Origin of the sequence: Streptomyces griseorubiginosus (assembly GCF_001514195.1) — a bacterium.
GTDB classification, from domain to species: domain Bacteria; phylum Actinomycetota; class Actinomycetes; order Streptomycetales; family Streptomycetaceae; genus Streptomyces; species Streptomyces griseorubiginosus.
The window spans coordinates 41,674-60,010 of sequence record NZ_KQ948735.1 but is presented as its reverse complement, the minus strand read 5'-3'; the positions used below and the strand labels follow the sequence as shown (position 1 = coordinate 60,010).

Below are 18,337 nucleotides of genomic sequence, written 5' to 3'. Positions count from 1 at the left end.
TCGCGTCCACACGGTCGCCTTCACGCCGTCGCGTCCACACGGTCGCCTTCACGCCGTCGCCTTCACACGGCCGCCCTCACGCGGCCGACCCCACAGGATCGGCTCAACCGCCCCACGCACCCCGGCCACACCAACTTCCGTAAATCGGGGAGCAGTCGGGAACCCGTCCCCGCTCCCCCTCGTCCAATGCGCAAGCTGCCGGAGAGTCACCGCGGTACGGCGTCGGCCTCGCTGCTGGCTGCGAACGCTGACCAACCCTCTCCTCCGTACTGCGGCCGGCAGCACACGCCGCCATCGGCGCGCCCCCCTCCACAGCGCCGATGGCGGCGCCCTCACCCCCGGGCCGGGTTACTGTGCACTCCCTTGACTGGCAGAAACTTCCCGGTTATTGCTGGCTTCTCGGAAGTTTCCTTCAGCGGATCACCTCCGGAAGGAGCGCACGTGCCCTCCAGACGTACCGTTCTCGCCGCCACCGCAGGCGCCGCCGCCTCCCTCGCCCTCAGCGGGACCGCTCACGCGGACGACCACCGGCTCCGCTTCCTCATCTCCCGCATGACCCTCCCCGAGAAGGTCGGTCAGCTTTTCGTGATGCGGGTCTACGGCCACTCCGCCACCGCCCCCGACCAGGCGGACATCGACGCCAACCTCCAGGAGATCGGCGTCCGTACGGCCGCCGAGATGATCGCGAAGTACCGGGTGGGCGGGATCATCTACTTCACCTGGGCGCACAACACCCATGATCCGCACCAGATCGCCGACCTCTCCAACGGCATCCAGCGGGCCTCGCTGGAGCAGCCGCGCGGACTGCCCGTCCTCGTCTCCACCGACCAGGAGCACGGGATCGTCTGCCGCGTCGGCGAGCCCGCCACCCTGTTTCCCGGTGCGATGGCAATGGGCGCGGGCGGTTCCCGGGGGGACGCCCGCGCCCTCGGCCGGATCGCCGGGCAGGAGCTCAGGGCGATCGGCATCCGGCAGAACTACTCCCCCGTCGCCGACGTCAACGTCAACCCGGCCAACCCCGTCATCGGCGTCCGCTCCTTCGGCTCCGATCCCCGGCAGGTCGCCGCGCTCGTCGCCGCCGAGGTCGCCGGGTACCAGGGCGCCCGGGTCGCCGCCACCGCCAAGCACTTCCCGGGGCACGGCGACACCGCCGTCGACAGCCACTACGGCTTCCCGGTCATCACCCACAGCCGCGCACTGTGGGAGGACCTGGACGCCGTGCCCTTCCGGGCCGCTATCCGCGCCGGCATCGACTCGATCATGACCGCGCACATCCAGTTCCCGGCCCTCGACGCCTCCGGCGACCCGGCCACCCTCTCCCGTCCGATCCTCACCGGCATCCTGCGCGGCGAACTCGGCTACGACGGCGTGGTCGTGACCGACTCCCTGGGCATGGAGGGCGTCCGCACCAAGTACGGCGACGAACGCGTCCCCGTGCTCGCGCTCAAGGCCGGTGTCGACCAGCTCCTCAACCCGCCCTCCCTGGACGTGGCGTGGAACGCGGTCCTGAACGCCGTACGGGACGGAGAGCTCACCGAGGCGCGGCTCGACGAGTCGCTCCTCAGGATCCTGCGGCTCAAGGCCCGGCTGCGGCTGTTCGAGGAGCCGTACGTCAGCCGGTCCGGTGTCACCCGGACCGTCGGCACCCGGGCCCATCTCTCCGCGGCCGACCGGATCGCCGAGCGCACCACGACCCTGCTGGTCAACGAGCAGCGGCTGCTGCCGCTGTCCCGGCGCACCCACCGCAAGCTGCTCGTGCTGGGCGCCGACCCGGCCTCCCCGTCCGGCACGACCGGCCCGTCCACCGGTGTCCTCGCCGCCGCCCTGGCCGAACTGGGGTTCACGGCGACCGCCCTGTCGACGGGTACGGCCCCCTCGGCGGCCGTCGTCGCCCAGGCGCTGGCGGCGGCACGGGACGCGGACGCGGTGATCGTCGGGACGTACAACGTCACCGCCGCCCAGAAGACGCTCGTCGAGCAGCTCGTGGCGTCGGGGAAGCCGGTCGTGGCGCTCGCCGTCCGCAACCCCTACGACGTGGCCCAACTGCCCACCGTCCCGGCGTACCTGGCGACCTACTCCTGGACCGACGTCGAACTGCGGGCTGCGGCACGGGTGATCGCCGGGAAGGCGGCACCGCGCGGGAGGCTGCCGGTGCCGGTGCAGCGGGCCGACGATCCGGCGAAGGTGCTGTACCCGGTCGGGTACGGGCTGTCGTACGGCCGATAGCTCGCGGGACGTAGATCCGGTACGCCTCGCAACTCGTACATCACCCCCGAAAGGCGCAAAGGACCCCAGATGCCTGGCGTGGCCCCGTCGCGGCGGTCACGCTGGACGACGGGGGCAGTGCGGGGGGATTGCGATGCGTGAGAAGTGTTCCGCGGGGGTGGTGTGCGTGCTGACCGCACTGCTCGCCGTCCTGCTGACGGGGTGTACGCAGCCGGCGGCCGGCGGGGAGAGCGGTGACGGGCCCCGGGCCACCGGCCCGGTCGCGCCGCCGTCCGCCACCCGGCCCTCCGGGTTCGGCGCGGTGTTCCTCGGGGTCGACGAGTGCAGTTCCTTCGGCAAGGCCAGCTTCACCGAGGTGCCCTGCACCAGCGAGCGGGCGGCGGCCCGGGTCGTGGCCCGGCACGACGGCACCACGGCCGACGGGCCGCCGTGTCCCCCGACCACCGACTTCGTGCTGCACATCAGCGAGCAGAGCCGCATCTCCGACGAGGACGGCGACGGGGCGGTGCACCAGGGGTACGCCTGCATGCGCAACCTGGAGCCGCCGCACCCCGGCGATCCCGGGGGCGGCGGCGGGCCCCGGACCATCGTCGGGGACTGTGTGTACGGCTCGGGCGACGGGCAGGTCCGCGAGACCGCCTGCGACGGCGCGGGCGCGCGGAAGCCGCAGTACCAGGTGGTGAAGGCGGTCGCCGAGCGCACCCAGTGCCCGCTGTCCACGGCCCTGTACGTGCAGCTCGGCGGCGCCCGTCCGGTGGGCTGCGCCCGGCCGTTGTGAGCCCGGCCGGGTTCAGCGGGCTGTGAACCCGGCCGGGCGCGGCGGGCGGATCAGGGACGCAGCGTCGGCTCGCGCTCCACGTCCCGTACGTCCAGCTTCCGGTCGAACTTCGCGAGCGGCTTGGCCTCGGTCACGGCCGTGGCGGACACGCCCGCCCAGTCGAGGATCCTGGCCGTGGCGAACGCCTTCTGGTCGGCGACCAGTCCGGCGACGTTCGCCCCGTGGTTCATGCCGGGCGCGGTGAACACGTACGCGTCCTTCGCACCCTTGTCGACGCGGAACCGCTCCGCGCCCCACGGGTCGTTCTGGCCGTAGACGTACAGCATGTGCCGGGCGTTGTGGCGCACCCAGGTGTCCACGTCCCGCATCGCGTACGGCTGGAACTTCGTCGGGATGCTGCGCGGGACGAAGTTGCGCGGCGGCTGGTAGCCGTAGCGGATGTACTTCTTCTCGATGTGCGGGAACTCGATCGTCGGCGCGCCGAGCTGGGTGGCGGCCTGGTAGTAGTACGGCGTGTACGTCTCCAGACCCTGGTCGGCGTAGGCGGAGAAGCCGGAGATCGTGTCGACGGAGTTCCAGATCTGGTCGTCGGTCGCGGTCTTCGCGTCCGGCGGGATCAGCGTGTCGTCACCGCAGTTGGCGAGCAGGTTGTACTGCCAGAAGCCCCAGACGTAGTCCAGTACGACGGCCTCGTACGCCTTGTCGAGGCTGCCGATGGTGGTGAAGGTGAGGCCTTCCGCGGTCGCGTAGTCGGCGTACTTCTTCTCCAGGGACTCGCGCCGGACCAGGGCCTCGCGCTGCACCGCGTTCAGCCGGTCGCGGCACTCCTTGGTGCCGACCTTCGCGAAGAACCGGTCGTAGGCCGAGTCCTCGTCGTTCACCACGTCGTTGGGGGCCACGTACGCGACGACGCCGTCCATGTCGTGCGGGTAGAAGCGCTCGAAGTAGGTGGCGGTCATGCCGCCCTTGGAGCCGCCGGTGGCGATCCAGTTCCTGGTGTAGATCTTCTTCAGCGCCTTGAAGATGCGGTGCTGGTCGCTGGCGGCCTGCCAGATGTCGAGCTTGGACCAGTCGGCCGGGGCGGGCCGGGAGGGCGTGAAGAAGCGGTACTCCATGGAGACCTGGTTGCCGTCCACGATCTGGGTCGGCTCACTGCGGCGCGGTGTGGTGGAGACGTTGTAGCCGCCGGTGTAGAAGACCGTCGGCCGGCTCACGTCCTTGTGCAGCACGGTGATGCGCTGCTGGAACGTGCCCTTGGACGGGTGCCGGTGGTCGACCGGCTGGGTGTAGTTCAGGACGAAGAAGCGGTAACCGGTGTACGGCTTCTCCTCGATCAGGCTCATCCCCGGAATGGCGAGAAGCTGATCCTTGATGTCGGCGGTGGCACCGGTGCCTTTGGCCTCCGGCTCGGCGGCGGTGGCCGCGCTCGCCGTGCCGACCGTGCCTATGAGCACGACCAGCGTGAGAAGCCATCTGAGCGCCTTGCGCATGCACCCTCCCCTGTGAGTACAGATGTCCGCCGGACGCTAGCGGCGCAAGTGCGGTCTGCACCAGGGGAGATGGGGCCTCGATGGGGAAAACCCTGTGAGGAATCTGTGCGTCAGAGCCGGATCCAGCCCTCGGTGTCGAACGTGCCCCGGCCGACCGCGCCCTTGATCCACAGCTTGCGCTGCCCGGCGTGCACGGTGACCGGGCCGGCCCGGTACTTGTAGCGTCCGGCGTCCTCGACCGGCTGGAGCGCGTAGGCGCGCAGGCTGACCCGCATGTACTGCCGTACGCCGGGGCGCTTGGGCAGGGTGACCGCGCAGACGTAGCCGCCCCGCCGGTAGACCTCGACGGTGCCGGTCTCGAACGGGAACGTCCGCACCTTGCGCCCCTCGCACGACGAGCCCGCCGCCTGCGCCTGCCCCGGTACCGCGACCCCGAGCACGCCGGCCGCCACCGTCACGGCCAGCCCCACCGCCAGCCGTCGTATCGCTCCACTCTTCACTGCCGTCCCTCCCGCAGCTGTCGGGCGTACAGGTGTACGGACGCCCAACCTATGTCCGACGGTTGCACACCCGACACCGACCCCGCCCTACCGCATCGCACGACGGCCGGACTCCGCCCGGCGCCGCAGCGGGCCCCGAGCCCCCGTAGCCCCCCTCACGCCGCCGCCGGCTCGTCCTCCCCCACGAAGGTGCGCCACAGCTCGGCGTACCTGCCGCCCAGGGCGAGCAGTTCGTCGTGGGTGCCGTCCTCCACGGCCCTGCCGTGGCAGAGCCTTCCGATGTCGCCCTCGCACCGCTCGGCCCTGGCGGGCCTCCCGGGCATCCCACGACGGCCGGACTCCGCCCGGCGCCCCAGCAGCCCCCGTAGCCCCCCTCACGCCGCCGCCGGCTCGTCCTCCCCCACGAACGTGCGCCACAACTCGGCGTACCTGCCGCCCAGGGCGAGCAGTTCGTCGTGGGTGCCGTCCTCCACGGCCCTGCCGTGGTCCATGACGATGACTCGGTCGGCTCGGGCGGCCGTGGTGAGGCGGTGGGCGACCACGAGGGTGGTGCGGCGGCCCGCGAGGCGGTCGGTGGCCTGGTTGACCTGGGCCTCGGTGGCGAGGTCGAGGGCTGCCGTGGCCTCGTCGAGGAGGAGGATGTCCGGGTCGACCAGTTCCGCCCGGGCCAGGGCGATCAGCTGCCGCTGGCCCGCCGAGAGGTTGCGGCCCCGCTCGGCGACCTCGTGGAGGTAGCCGCCCTCCAGCGTGGCGATCATCTCGTGGGCGCCGACCGCGCGGGCCGCCGCCTCGACCTCGGCGTCAGTGGCGTCCGGGCGGCCGTAGGCGATGGCGTCCCGGATCGTGCCCTGGAAGAGGTACGCCTCCTGCGGGACCACGCCCAGGCGGTGGCGGTAGGAGGTGAGGTCGAGGGAGCGCAGGTCGGTGCCGTCGACCGTGACCCGGCCGCCCGTGGGGTCGTAGAACCGGGCCACCAGCTTCACCAGCGTGGACTTGCCCGCGCCCGTCTCACCGACGAACGCGACCGTCTGGCCCGGGGGAATCATCAGGTCGATGCCGCCCAGCGCCTCTTCGTCCTCGCCGTACGCGAAGTGCACGTTCTCGAAGGCGACTTCGCCGCGCAGCGACAGGACCTCCAGCGGCTCCTCGGCCGCCTTCGTGGACGTCGGCTCCTGGAGCAGTTCCTGGATGCGGTCCAGGGAGACCGTCGCCTGCTGGTAGCCGTCGAAGACCTGCGAGAGCTGCTGGACCGGGGCGAAGAACAGGTCGATGTAGAGCAGGTAGGCGACCAGCGCGCCGGTCGTCAGCGTCGCCGCGTCCACCCGGCCCGCCCCCGCGATCAGCACGGCCGCCGCGGCGACGGAGGACAGCAGCTGCACGAAGGGGAAGTAGATCGAGATCAGCCACTGGCCCCGGGTGCGGGCCCGGCGGTAGCTGTCGCTGCGCTCCGCGAACCGCCGGCCGCCGTCGCCCTCGCGCCGGAACGCCTGCACGATCCGGAGCCCGGACACCGACTCCTGGAGGTCCGCGTTGACCAACGAGACGCGCTCACGGGCGAGTTCGTACGCCTTCACGCTCGCCCTGCGGAAGAAGTACGTGGCGACGATCAGCGGCGGCAGCGTCGCGAAGACGACCAGCGCCAGCTGTACGTCGATCACCAGCAGGGCGACCATGATGCCGAAGAAGGTGACGACCGAGACGAACGCGGTGACCAGGCCGGTCTGGAGGAAGGTCGACAGGGCGTCGACGTCCGTCGTCATCCTCGTCATGATCCGGCCGGTCAACTCCCGCTCGTAGTAGTCGAGTCCGAGCCGCTGGAGCTGGGCGAAGATCTTCAGGCGGAGGGAGTAGAGGACACGCTCCCCGGTGCGTCCGGTCATGCGGGTCTCGCCGATCTGCGCGACCCACTGGACGAGCACCGAGAGCAGGGCGAGGACGGTCGCCGTCCAGACCGCGGCCATGGCCATCCTGGACACACCGTCGTCGATGCCGTGCCGGATCATCACGGGCAGCAGCAGGCCCATGCCGGCGTCCACGGCGACCAGGCCGAGGCTGATCAGCAGCGGGCGCCCGAAGCCCCGCAGCAGCCGGCGCAGACCGTACGACTCCTCGGGCGTGACCGCGCGGGCCTCGTCGATGTCCGGGGTGTCGGTGGCCGGCGGCAGCGCGTCGACCTCGGCGAGGAGTTCGGGGGTGGCCGGGGTTCCGGCGAGGGCTGTGTCCTTGCGCTCGCGGTCGCCGGTCCACAGCCGGGGCGTGACTCCGCGCTCGGCGTCGAACTCGGCGTCCAGCTCCTCCCGTACGGAGGTGTCCTCCCGGACGGCGACCGGCTGGGCGTGGCCCGGCGAGACCCCGCCGAGGCCGTCGGGGTCGGTGAGCAGACGGCGGTAGAGGGCGGAGCGCTGCTCCAGCTCCTCGTGGGTGCCGACGTCGGCGAGGCGGCCGTCGTCCAGGACGGCGATGCGGTCGGCGAGGTTCAGGGTGGAGCGGCGGTGGGCGATGAGGAGGGTGGTGCGGCCCTCCATGACCTGCTTGAGCGCCTCGTGGATCTCGTGCTCGACCTGGGCGTCCACGGCGGAGGTGGCGTCGTCGAGGACGAGCAGGCGGGGGTCGGTGAGGATCGCCCGGGCGAGCGCGACACGCTGGCGCTGGCCGCCGGAGAGGGTCAGGCCGTGCTCGCCGACCTTGGTGTCGTAGCCCTCGGGGAGCTCGGTGATGAACCGGTCCGCCTGGGCGGCGCGGGCGGCCTGCTCGATCTCCTCCTGGGTCGCGTCGGGGCGGCCGTAGGCGATGTTGTTGCGGACCGTGTCCGAGAACAGGAAGGAGTCCTCGGGGACCAGGCCGATCGCGGCCCGCAGCGAGTCCAGGGTGAGCTCGCGGACGTCGTGCCCGCCGACGAGGACCGCGCCGTGGGTGACGTCGTAGAAGCGCGGGAGCAGGAGCGAGACCGTGGACTTGCCCGAGCCGGAGGAGCCGACGACCGCGAGGGTCTCGCCGGGGCGGATCTCGAAGCTGAGGCCGCGCAGCACCGGCCGCTCATGGTCGTAGCCGAAGGACACGTCGTCGAACTCGACCGTGGCCGGCGCGTCGGCGGGGAGCTCCTTGGTGCCGTCCTTCAGGTACGGCTCGGTGTCGATCAGCTCCAGGACGCGCTCGGTGCCGGCGCGGGCCTGCTGGCCGACCGTGAGGACCATCGCGAGCATCCGGACCGGGCCGACGAGCTGGGCGAGGTAGGTGGAGAAGGCGACGAAGGTGCCGAGGGTGATGTGCCCGCGGACGGCGAGCCAGCCGCCGAGCGCGAGCATCGCGACCTGGCCGAGGGCGGGGACGGCCTGGAGGGCGGGGGTGTACTTCGCGTTGAAGCGGATCGTGCGCAGCCGGCCCGCGTAGAGGCGGCGGCCGACCTCCCTGAGCTTCCCGGTCTCCTGGTCCTCCTGTCCGAAGCCCTTGACCACCCGGACACCGCTGACGGCCCCGTCGACCACGCCCGCGACGGCGGCGGCCTGGGCCTGGGCGTACCAGGTGGCGGGGTGCAGCTTGGCCCGGGAGCGCTTGGCGATCCACCACAGGGCCGGGGCGACCGCGAGGGCGACCAGGGTGAGGGGGACGGACAGCCAGGCCATCACGACCAGGGAGATCACGAAGAGCGCGAAGTTGCCGATCGTCATCGGCAGCATGAAGAGCAGGCCCTGGATCAGCTGGAGGTCGCTGGTGGCGCGGCCGACGACCTGGCCCGTGGACAGCTCGTCCTGGCGGCGGCCGTCGAGGCGGGTGATCGTGCCGAACATCTCGGTGCGGAGGTCGTGCTGGACGTCCAGGGCGAGGCGGCCGCCGTAGTAGCGGCGGATGTAGGTGAGGACGTAGACGAGGACGGCGGCGGCGATCAGGGCGCCGGCCCAGGGGGCCATGTCCCGGGTGTGGTCGCCGATGACGTCGTCGATGATCACCTTGGTGATCAGGGGGACGATCGCCATGACGGCCATGCCGCCCAGGGAGGAGCCGAGGGCGAGGACGACGTCCTTCGGGTACCGCCAGGCGTACCCGGCCAGTCGTCGTGCCCATCCCCGTTGCGGTTCCACGCGGGTGTCCTCCGTCGTTCAGAAGTCCTGGTCCACAGTCCTGATCCACAGTCCTGATCTGCCGGAAGACACCAACGCGGACCGAAGCGGATTTCATCCCTCCGCAACAAACTCGGTGATCGGATCCGGTCAGACCCGGACCCTCAGGTCGTAGAAACGGGTCGTCTGTGTCGCGTTCTGGTTGTCGTCGCTGACCAGCAGGACCTTCAGACGGCCCTTGTCGTGGCCGGTCACGACCATGCCCTCGATGTTGTCCAGGAGGGGGTTCGGCTGGGGCTGCTTGGCGGTGGCACCGAGGGTCGGGCAGTCGGCGATGTCCGTGAGCAGGGTCTTCCTGATCAGGCGTACGTCCTCCTGGCCCGTGAGGTTCTCGATGTCCGCCGTGTCCGTGGCGTGGCGCGGGTCGGCCAGGTAGAGGCGGACCGTGTTGCCCACGCCCGGCGTGAAGCCGCGTTCCAGGACGAGGAGGCGACCGTCGGGGAGGGCCTGGACCTCGGGGACGCCGAGGAAGGCGGCGTCGGTGCGGTACGCGTACTGGGCGGCGGGCCTGAAGTGGTTGTCCTTGGTCCGGGTCCAGGTCTGGAAGCGGACGGTGCCGGGCGTGTCGCCGGAGAGGGCGTACTCCATGGAGGCGAGCAGGGTGCGGCCGCCGTTCAGGAGGGTCAGGCCCTCGAAGGTCTGGTTGGAGGTGGCGCGGCCGGCCGGGGCGACGAGGAGCTCGGCCGGGACGGGGAGCCGGTCGAAGATCCTGCCGTCCGCGCCGTAGCGGCGGATCGACGGCTCGGTCTCGGAGGTGACCAGCCGGGTGCCGTCCCTGTCGACGACCAGTCCCTCGGAGTCCAGCGGGGCCCCGTTCTCGTCGGCGAGCGGGACGACCTTCTGCGGTGCGAGGGTCCGCGCGTCCAGGTCGAAGAGGGCGGAGCGGTCGGAAAGGGCGGCGAGGGAGCCGTTTCGGTCCCGCGCGAGCGCGGAGAGGTTGCCGACGAAGGTCCCGTCGAACGTCGTCTTGTCGAGCGCGTCGGAGAAACGGTCCAGGGAGACGGACGGGGAGCAGGCGTGACGGCCCGGGACCGAGGCGAGCGCGGGCTCGGCCGCGGTGAGACAGGCCGCCGTGGCGAGGGCGGCGGTGACGGTCGCGAGTACGGTTCTCAGCTGCATGCGCGCCACGGTAGGACGGGCGCGTGACGCCTGGGAGGCGGGGCGGTGAAGGGCGGGGCGGGCCGGTGACGGTGGCTGGGCCCCAGCCGTGGTGTGCCCGCACCCGCCCGACGGTGAGAGGCCGGCCGCCTCTCCGCGGACTGAGCGCCGACACAAGGTGCTGGGCGGGAACCCGGAGTCATCACCCAGCCGGCCGGAACCCCGGAGTCATCACCCAGCCGGCCGGAACCCACACCACGACGACAGACCAGCCCCCGCCCACGCATCACGGCGAGGCAGCACGGCGAAGGGCGCGGCCGGAGCCCGAAGGCCGACCTGCCGCACCCACACCGCAACGAAGGACCAGTCCCCAGGGACTGCGCGCCGCCGGGAGATGTCACCCCCGCACAGACGCCCACGCGTCGCCGTGAGGCAGCACCGCGACGGGCGAGGCCGGAGCCCGGAAGCCGACCTGCCGCGCCCGCACCGCGACGATGAACCAGCCGCCGCCCACGGGCACCCAGCGCCGGAGTTGTCACCTCCGCACCGACGCCACCCCGAGGCGACACAGCGACGCCCGGAAGCCCGGTGACATCAACCCGCCGCGCCCCCACCCGCACCGCGACGGCAGACCAGCCGCCGCCCAGACGTCAGCTTGCTGCCAGGTCCTTGTGGATGACCTTGGCTACGCCCTGGATGGTGGTGATGCCGTAGTTCATGGTGCTGTTGCCGTGCGTGAGCACCGTGATCATGTAATCGTGGCCGCCGCCCGTGAACGTGCCCACGCTGTGGACCCGCCAACCGTGCGTGGACCGCTGGAGCCAGCCGTTCTTGACGTGCCAGGAGACCCCCGACGGGCGGCCGTACGGCGTGCCCCAGCGCTGCGAGGAGATGACCTGGCCCATCAACTTCAGGATGTAGGCGCGGGAGTTGTCGCTCAGGACGCTGTTCTTCGCGGTGATCAGCTTGAGCAGCTTCTGCTCGTCGGTGACGGTGATCTGGGTCAGGCCCCAGTAGTTGTTCGCCCCCGGCTTGGTCTGGGTCATACCCGCCGCCGAGAGGAACCCCTTGATCTTCGTCATGCCGAGCTGCTTCCACAGCTTGCTCGTGGAGTCGTTGTCCGACTTGGTGATCATGGCCTTGGCAAGAGTGGTCTCACGGTCGGTCAGATACCGGTTGTGCTTCTTCGCGTCCCACAGCAGCGTGGCGAGCACGGTCACCTTGACCACACTCGCGGAGTCGTAGGCCGTGGAGGAGCGCAGGGTGCACGTGGTGTTGGTCGTACGGTCGTAGAGCCCGACGGCGATCGTGCCGGAGCGGTTGGAGACGGCGGACGTGATGTCCCGCTTGAGTTTGTCGGCGAGGCCCGCCTTGGCGGACGTGCAGCTGACGGTCGGTGTGGTGGCCGCGGCAGCCGGAGTGGCGGCGACGACGCAGGCGGCCAGCGCACCGGCCGCGACCCATTTCGTGTGTCTGAATATCCCCCGTGTCATGCCCAGTTGACTCTCGAGGGCAGGGGAACGGTTGTACGCATGAGGAATGGTTGTACGAGTCGTTACTCAACCCGTGGCGATTTCACAGGATCGAGCCAGGTTCGTCACAGCCGTCGCCCAAGGCGCATCTGCACGATGCCCGGGTGACATCTGCCACCGATCCCCACCCCGAGACCGAGACCACGGCGACCGGCCTCTCCCCGTCGGCCCCACCCGCCGCACCCCCGGACAAGGCCCCCCGCTGGTCCCTGCCCGCGCTGCTCGCGATCCTTGTCCTGGCCGGCGTCCTGTACGGCTGGAACCTGAGCGGCAACAGCCTCAACAGCTTCTACAGCGCCGCGATCTACAGCGGGACGCAGAGCTGGAAGGCCTGGTTCTTCGGGTCGCTCGACGCGGGGAACTTCCTCACCGTCGACAAGCCGCCGTTCGCGCTCATGATCATGGGCCTGTCCTGCCGGGTCTTCGGCTTCGGCACCTGGCAGATGATGGCCCCCGAGATCGCGGCCGCCCTCGGCACGATCTGGATCCTGCACTCCTCCGTCAAGCGGTACTTCGGACATGTGGCGGCCACCGTCGCCGCGCTGGTCCTCGCACTCACCCCGATCACCGTCGCGATCAACCGTGACAACAACCCCGACACCATCCTGGTGCTGCTCATGGTGGGCGGCGCGGCCCTCGCCCTGCGCGCGGTCCGCACCGACCGGCTGCTCCCGCTGATCGGCTCCGCCGTCCTGTTCGGGCTCGCCTTCAACACCAAGATGCTCCAGGGCTATATCGCCCTGCCCGCCGTCTTCGCGGTCTACGTCTACGCGTCGAGGCTCGGCTGGCGGAAGAAGGCCGTCAACCTGGCCCTCGCGGCGGTGGCGTTGGCGGTCTCCAGCTTCTGGTGGGCCACGGCGGTCTCCCTCGTCCCGGCCGACGACCGGCCCTACATCGGCGGTTCGACCGACGGCTCCGCCTGGAACCTGATCATGGGCTACAACGGCCTGGGCCGGGTCCTCGGCGGCGAGGGCAACGGTGGGGGCGGCGGAGGCGGGGGCGGCACCTTCGCCGGCACCGCGGGCATCGGCCGGATGTTCAACGACGTCCTCGGCGGCCAGATCTCCTGGCTGATCCCCTTCGCCCTCCTCGCGCTCGCCGCCGGCCTGGTGCTGTGCGGCCGCGCCCCGCGCACCGACCCGACGCGGGCCGCGCTCGTCCTGTGGGGCGGCTGGCTGGTGCTGCACTACCTGACCTTCGCGATGGCCGAGGGCACCATGCACCCGTACTACACGACCGCCCTGGCCCCCGGTATCGCGGCGCTGTGCGGTGGCGGCGGGGTGCTGCTGTGGCGTGCCTTCCGCGGCGGTGACGCGCGCTGGTCCTGGGTGCTGCCGGCCGGTCTCGGGGTCACCGGAGTCTGGGCGGTGGTGCTGCTGCGCCGGGCCGACGGCTGGAACACCTGGCTGTGGCCCACGGTCGCCGTGCTGACGGTCCTCGCGGTCGTGGGACTGTTCGTCCTCCGTACGGCGGGCTCGGCCACGAAGGTCCGGCTGCTGGCCGTGTCCGTGGCCGCGGCGATCGTGGCGGCCCTGGCGGGCCCGACGGCGTACGCGGTCTCGCCGGCCTTCTCCACCACGAGCGGCGGTATGGGCGGCGGCATGGGCGGCACCAACCCGACGGCGGGTCCGTCGACCGGGGGCGGCATGGGCGGCTTCGGGGGCGGCGGCCGGGGCGGCAGCGGCGGCCCCGGCGGACAGCTGCCGGGCGGCACCCAGCAGGGCGGCGGTCAGGCGAGCGGTGAGCTCCCCGGCGGCAACGGTCCCGGCGACGGCCAGACGACACCGGGCGGCGGAACCGGCGAACTCCCCCGGAACGGCGGCCCACAGAACGGCACCAACCCCTTCCCCGGCGCCGGCGAGAACCCCGGCGCCCAGAACGGCGGCGGCACCGCACCCGGCGGCACCGGCTCCAGCCGCGGCGGCTTCGGCGGTGGCGGCACGGGCGGTGGCAGGGGCGGCAGCCTCGACAGCGCGCTCATCTCCTACCTGGAGAAGCACCAGGACGGCGCCAAGTGGCTGCTCGCGGTGTCCAATTCGCAGAGCGCGGGCCAGCTGATCCTCAGCACCCACAAGCCGGTCATCTCCATGTGGGGCTTCACCGGCACCGACCGGGCGATGACCCTCGCCAGGCTCAAGGAGCTGGTGAAGAAGGGCGAGTTGCACTACATCCAGCTCGGCGGAGGCGGCATGGGCGGCAACAGCACGCTCAGCCAGGAGATCACCACCTGGGTCCAGAAGAACGGCACGGCGGTGAAGGCGAGCGACTACGGCACGAGCGGCTCCTCCACTCAGAGCGCCCAGTCGGGCGGCACCTCGACGATCTACCGGCTGGACCCCTCCGATGCCGGCTGAGCACCGAGAAACCGCCAGCTCACGTACAACCCTCGGGCGCCACCGGAGGTCTCCTGATCGCCAACCAAGCGTGTCCCCGAGGACAACTCCCGGCAAACACGGGCGGTTCGCACCCCATCGACGTGGATGCCGGCCAGGCGTCCCCCGCATGCCGCAGGAGAATCCCGCATGCACCAGAAGTACCACTCGCACCTGCGACTCGCCCTCGCGACGGCCGCCGCTGCCGCGCTGACGGGCGGTCTGCTCACGGTGTCCGCGACGACGGCCACCGCCGCCGACTCGTTCAAGGTCGCCAAGGCCGACTTCAACGGCGACGGCATCGGCGACGTCCTCGCCACCGCCGCCGGCGCCTCCGTCAGCGGCCACGCCAACGCCGGCCAGGTCGTCGCCCTCTACGGCAGCGCCGGCAACGGCATCACCTCCGCCAAGCGCTCGGTCCTCAGCCAGAACTCCGGGACCGTGCCCGGCAGCGCGGAGACCGGCGACTGGTTCGGCGGCGCCACGGCCTACGCCGACTTCAACGGCGACGGCTACGACGACCTCGCCGTGGCCTCTCCCTACGAGAAGGTCGGCACCGACACCGACGGCGGCGCCCTCGCGATCCTGTGGGGCTCGGCGAGCGGCCTCACCGGCAAGGCGAGCGACGTACCGGACCCGGCGGTCTCCTCGCACGACAACTGGGGCCTGTCCCTGGCGGCCGGCGACTTCGACGGCGACGGCAAGGCCGACCTGGTCGTGGGCAACTCCTCCGCGACCCTGTACGTCTACAAGGGCGGCTTCAGCAGCTCCACCGGTCAGCCCGGTGGCCGTTACACCGTCAAGCCCCCGATCGCGCCGGGCTCCGGCGACTTCCCCTACGGCCCCGAGCAGCTCACCGCCGGCGACGTCAACGGCGACGGCCGCACCGACCTGGTGGTCGACGGCTTCGAGACGCAGACGCAGAACGGCTGGAACACCAACTACTACCTGGCGGGCTCCGCGAACGGCCTGAGCGTCGCGGGCATCAAGACCCTCAAGCCCGGCATCGTCACCGGCATCGGCGACATCAACGGCGACGGCTACGGCGACATCGTCACCGGCGCCGACTGGGACGCCACCACCAGCGAGGGCCAGGCCATCCCGGACGCCGCGAACGGCGGCAAGGTCAGCATCACCTACGGCTCCGCGTCCGGCCCCGCCTCGACCACCGGCATCACCCAGAACACCGGGAACGTACCCGGCAGTTCGGAGAAGGGCGACGGCTTCGGCTGGGACCTGGATCTGGGCGACGTCAACGGTGACGGCTACCAGGACCTGGTCGTCTCTTCTCCGGCGGAGGACCTCGGCAGCGTCGCGAACGCCGGCATGGTCACCGTCCTGTACGGCTCCGCGAGCGGCGTCAACACCTCCACGGGGCTGCAGTCCTTCGAGCAGAACACGACGGGCGTCCCCGGCACCTCCGAGAAGAACGACCTGTTCGGCGCCGACGTCAAGCTCGACGACGTCAACGGCGACGGCAAGGCCGACCTGGTCATCGGGTCGTACGAGGACAGCTCCGACGGAGCGGTGACCTACCTGCCCTCCACCGGCACGAAGATAGGCACGACCGGCTCCCGCGCCCTCTCCGTCACCGCGGTGGGCGTCTCCACCGCGGGCACCCCCCAGTTCGGCGCCCTCTTCGCCGACTAGCCCACCCACTTCCCTCAGGCACCCCACACCGGGCCCGTGAACGGCCGACCGCCCTCGCGGTCCGACCGTCGCGGGCCCGGCCGACGCCGCCCAGGAGACACTCCCTTGCGCAGCACCCCCGCTTCCCTCTCCACCTCCACCGCCCTGGCAGCCCTCCTCGTCGCGGGCCTCACCCCGCTCGTCCTGACCGCTCCGGCGTCCGCGGCCACCGCCAAGTACCACGACGACTTCAACGGCGACGGCTACCGCGACCTCGCGATCGCCGCGCCCTCCGCGACCGTGGGCGGTCGCACGTACGCCGGTGCCGTGGTCGTCGCCTACGGCTCGAGGTCCGGCATCAGCACCGCCCGCCGTACGGTCATCACCCAGAACACCAGCGGCATTCCCGGCAGCGCCGAGCACGGTGACTCCTTCGGCTCCGCGCTCGCCTCGGGCGACCTCAACAACGACGGATACGCCGACCTCGTCGTCTCGGCACCGGGCGAGGACCTCGGCACCGACACCGACGGCGGCACCACGATCATCGTCTGGGGCAGCGCCTCCGGCCTGTCCGGCGGCCGTACGGCCGCCGATCCCGCCCCCACCGCCCACGACCGCTTCGGTCAGTCCCTCACCGTCGGCGACTTCAACGGCGACGGCAAGCCCGACCTCGCCGTGGGCAGCACAGGCGCGGACGTCTGGGTCAGCAGGGGCGGCTTCACCAAGTCGTCCGGCGCGGCGTCGAAGTACAAGGTCACGGCACCGATCCGCACCGGCACCGGGCACGGCGCCGCATCCCTGACCTCTGGAGACCTGAACGGCGACGGCGCCGGAGACCTCGTCGTCAGCGGGCTCTACCTCGACGACCACACGGCGTACAACAGCGCGATGGTGTTCCACGGCTCCGCCTCGGGCCTCGCCTACCGGACCGTGATGGCCGAGGACAGTGAGACCGCGGCCGTCGGCGACATCGACGGCGACGGGTACGACGACGTGCTCACCGGTGAGCACTGGGGTGCGGGAGAAGGCAACGTCGGCGGTTCGGTCAGCACCCACCTCGGCCACGCCACGGGCGTCGACCCCGAGCCGGGCCGGACGATCGACCAGGACACCCCGGGCGTTCCGGGTGCGGACGAGACGGACGACCACTTCGGCGGGTCTGTCTCCCTCGACGACGTCAACGGCGACGGATACGCCGACGCGGCCGTGTCGGCGTACTACGAGAAGATCGGCTCGGTCGACCTCACCGGCACGGTCACGCTCCTGCGGGGCTCGCCCTCCGGGCTGACCACGGCCGACGCCCAGTCCTTCAGCCAGGACACCGCGGGTGTCCCCGGTGCGAACGAGACGAACGACCACTTCGGTGCCGCCGTGCACCTCGCCGACCTCGACGGCGACGGCCACGCGGACCTGTCGGTGGGCGCCGACGGGGAGAACGGCGGGGAGAACGGCGGGGACGGCGCCCTGTGGCACCTGCGCGGCGCCGCCGCCGGCCTGACCACGAGCCGCGCGGTCACCTTCGGCCCGTCGTCCCTGGGCGTCTCGACGTCCGGTTCCCCGCGGCTGGGTGCCGTCCTGCTCCCCTGATCCTTTTCCGGGAAGACACCCCCGGGGCCCGTCGGCTCCGGGGGCTTCGACGTGTCAACTCGCGTAGACACACCCCGATTTGCCGTTTCGCGTCACTCAATGGACACGTGCAATCCATTTACAGAGCCGCATGCACATGTCACGCTCCCAACTGCCGCCTCCGTTCAACCCGCGTAGATGGGACCCCCTTTATGCTGGCGACACGCATCCGCAGCTGGAAGTCGGTGGCGCTGCCCACCGCCGCCGTGCTGGTCGGGCTGGCCGCTCCGGTCGTGACCACGACCCCGGCCGCCGCCACGACGACGGCGTACGACTCGACGTACTACAAGAACGCGATCGGCAAGACGGGGACGAGCCTCAAGTCGTCCCTGCACACCATCATCAGCGCCAACGTCACGAAGATCTCGTACTCCGCGGTCTGGAACGCCCTCAAGGTGACCGACCAGGACCCGAACAACAGCAACAACGTGATCCTGCTGTACAGCGGTGTCTCCCGCGCCAAGTCCCTCAACGGCGGGGACGTCGGCGACTGGAACCGCGAGCACGTGTGGGCCAAGTCCCACGGCGACTTCGGCGAGGTCACCGGCCCCGGCACCGACCTGCACCACCTGCGGCCTGCCGACGTCCAGGTCAACAGCATCCGCGGCAACCTGGACTTCGACAACGGCGGCAGCGCCGTCACCAACGGCGGCGGCTCCACCGTCGACTCCGACTCCTTCGCGCCGCGCGCCGCGGACCGGGGTGACGTGGCCCGCATGATCCTCTACATGGCGGTGCGTTACGACGGCGGCGACGGCTTCGCCGACCTGGAGCCCAACGAGAAGGTGGGCAACGGCTCCGACCCGTTCATGGGCAAGCTCTCCGTCCTCAAGGCGTGGAACGAGGCGGACCCGCCCAGCGCCTTCGAGGAGAAGCGCAACCAGGTCATCTACGACACCTACCAGCACAACCGCAACCCGTTCATCGACCACCCGGAGTGGGTCGAGGCGATCTGGTAGGAGCGCGGC

General features: G+C 71.2%; 12 protein-coding genes. 6 read left to right on the top strand and 6 right to left on the bottom strand.

Features of this window, described 5'->3' with window-relative positions:
- The first annotated feature begins 441 nt into the window (after positions 1 to 441).
- Together AQJ54_RS06900 and AQJ54_RS06895 are read left to right on the top strand one after the other, a co-directional pair.
- Entirely contained in the window at positions 442 to 2,226 is a 1,785-nt protein-coding gene (locus tag AQJ54_RS06900; protein WP_107121022.1) for a glycoside hydrolase family 3 protein, read from the top strand.
- Positions 2,227 to 2,359: 133 nt separating this feature from the next.
- Positions 2,360 to 3,004 (top strand): LppU/SCO3897 family protein, encoded by a 645-nt coding sequence (locus AQJ54_RS06895; RefSeq protein ID WP_062027300.1) that lies wholly within the window; start codon positions 2,360 to 2,362, stop codon positions 3,002 to 3,004.
- Between the two features lie 50 nt (positions 3,005 to 3,054).
- Here AQJ54_RS06895 and AQJ54_RS06890 read toward each other — a convergent pair whose 3' ends face one another.
- The 6 genes from AQJ54_RS06890 to AQJ54_RS06870 all read right to left on the bottom strand — a co-directional run bounded on the left by AQJ54_RS06890 (position 3,055) and on the right by AQJ54_RS06870 (position 11,703).
- A complete protein-coding gene (locus tag AQJ54_RS06890; protein ID WP_062235037.1) occupies positions 3,055 to 4,494 on the bottom strand; it encodes a S28 family serine protease in 1,440 nt (479 codons plus the stop codon).
- Between the two features lie 110 nt (positions 4,495 to 4,604).
- The gene (locus AQJ54_RS06885; RefSeq protein WP_062235034.1) at positions 4,605 to 4,994 is read right to left on the bottom strand and encodes a hypothetical protein; all 390 of its coding nucleotides are present in this window, start codon (positions 4,992 to 4,994) and stop codon (positions 4,605 to 4,607) included.
- A 155-nt stretch (positions 4,995 to 5,149) separates the two neighbouring features.
- Positions 5,150 to 5,317: a hypothetical protein gene (locus AQJ54_RS45580; protein ID WP_159055507.1), complete on the bottom strand. Its 168-nt coding sequence runs from the start codon at positions 5,315 to 5,317 to the stop codon at positions 5,150 to 5,152.
- A gap of 51 nt (positions 5,318 to 5,368) precedes the next feature.
- Positions 5,369 to 9,073, bottom strand: coding sequence for an ABC transporter ATP-binding protein (locus AQJ54_RS06880; protein ID WP_062235031.1), 3,705 nt, complete (start codon positions 9,071 to 9,073; stop codon positions 5,369 to 5,371).
- Between the two features lie 129 nt (positions 9,074 to 9,202).
- Positions 9,203 to 10,231, bottom strand: coding sequence for an esterase-like activity of phytase family protein (locus tag AQJ54_RS06875; protein WP_062235028.1), 1,029 nt, complete (start codon positions 10,229 to 10,231; stop codon positions 9,203 to 9,205).
- Between the two features lie 629 nt (positions 10,232 to 10,860).
- The gene (locus AQJ54_RS06870) at positions 10,861 to 11,703 is read right to left on the bottom strand and encodes a serine hydrolase (RefSeq protein WP_062235025.1); all 843 of its coding nucleotides are present in this window, start codon (positions 11,701 to 11,703) and stop codon (positions 10,861 to 10,863) included.
- Between the two features lie 143 nt (positions 11,704 to 11,846).
- On the opposite strand from AQJ54_RS06870, the gene AQJ54_RS06865 reads away from it, so the two are divergent.
- From AQJ54_RS06865 to AQJ54_RS06850, 4 genes are all read left to right on the top strand, one after another.
- Complete coding sequence (locus tag AQJ54_RS06865; protein ID WP_062235022.1) at positions 11,847 to 14,096, top strand: ArnT family glycosyltransferase; 2,250 nt, start codon at positions 11,847 to 11,849, stop codon at positions 14,094 to 14,096.
- A 168-nt stretch (positions 14,097 to 14,264) separates the two neighbouring features.
- Positions 14,265 to 15,764: an FG-GAP and VCBS repeat-containing protein gene (locus tag AQJ54_RS06860; protein WP_062027288.1), complete on the top strand. Its 1,500-nt coding sequence runs from the start codon at positions 14,265 to 14,267 to the stop codon at positions 15,762 to 15,764.
- A 105-nt stretch (positions 15,765 to 15,869) separates the two neighbouring features.
- The gene (locus tag AQJ54_RS06855) at positions 15,870 to 17,330 is read left to right on the top strand and encodes an FG-GAP-like repeat-containing protein (protein ID WP_062235019.1); all 1,461 of its coding nucleotides are present in this window, start codon (positions 15,870 to 15,872) and stop codon (positions 17,328 to 17,330) included.
- Positions 17,331 to 17,521: 191 nt separating this feature from the next.
- Positions 17,522 to 18,328, top strand: coding sequence for an endonuclease I family protein (locus AQJ54_RS06850; protein WP_062027284.1), 807 nt, complete (start codon positions 17,522 to 17,524; stop codon positions 18,326 to 18,328).
- Positions 18,329 to 18,337: the final 9 nt, after the last annotated feature.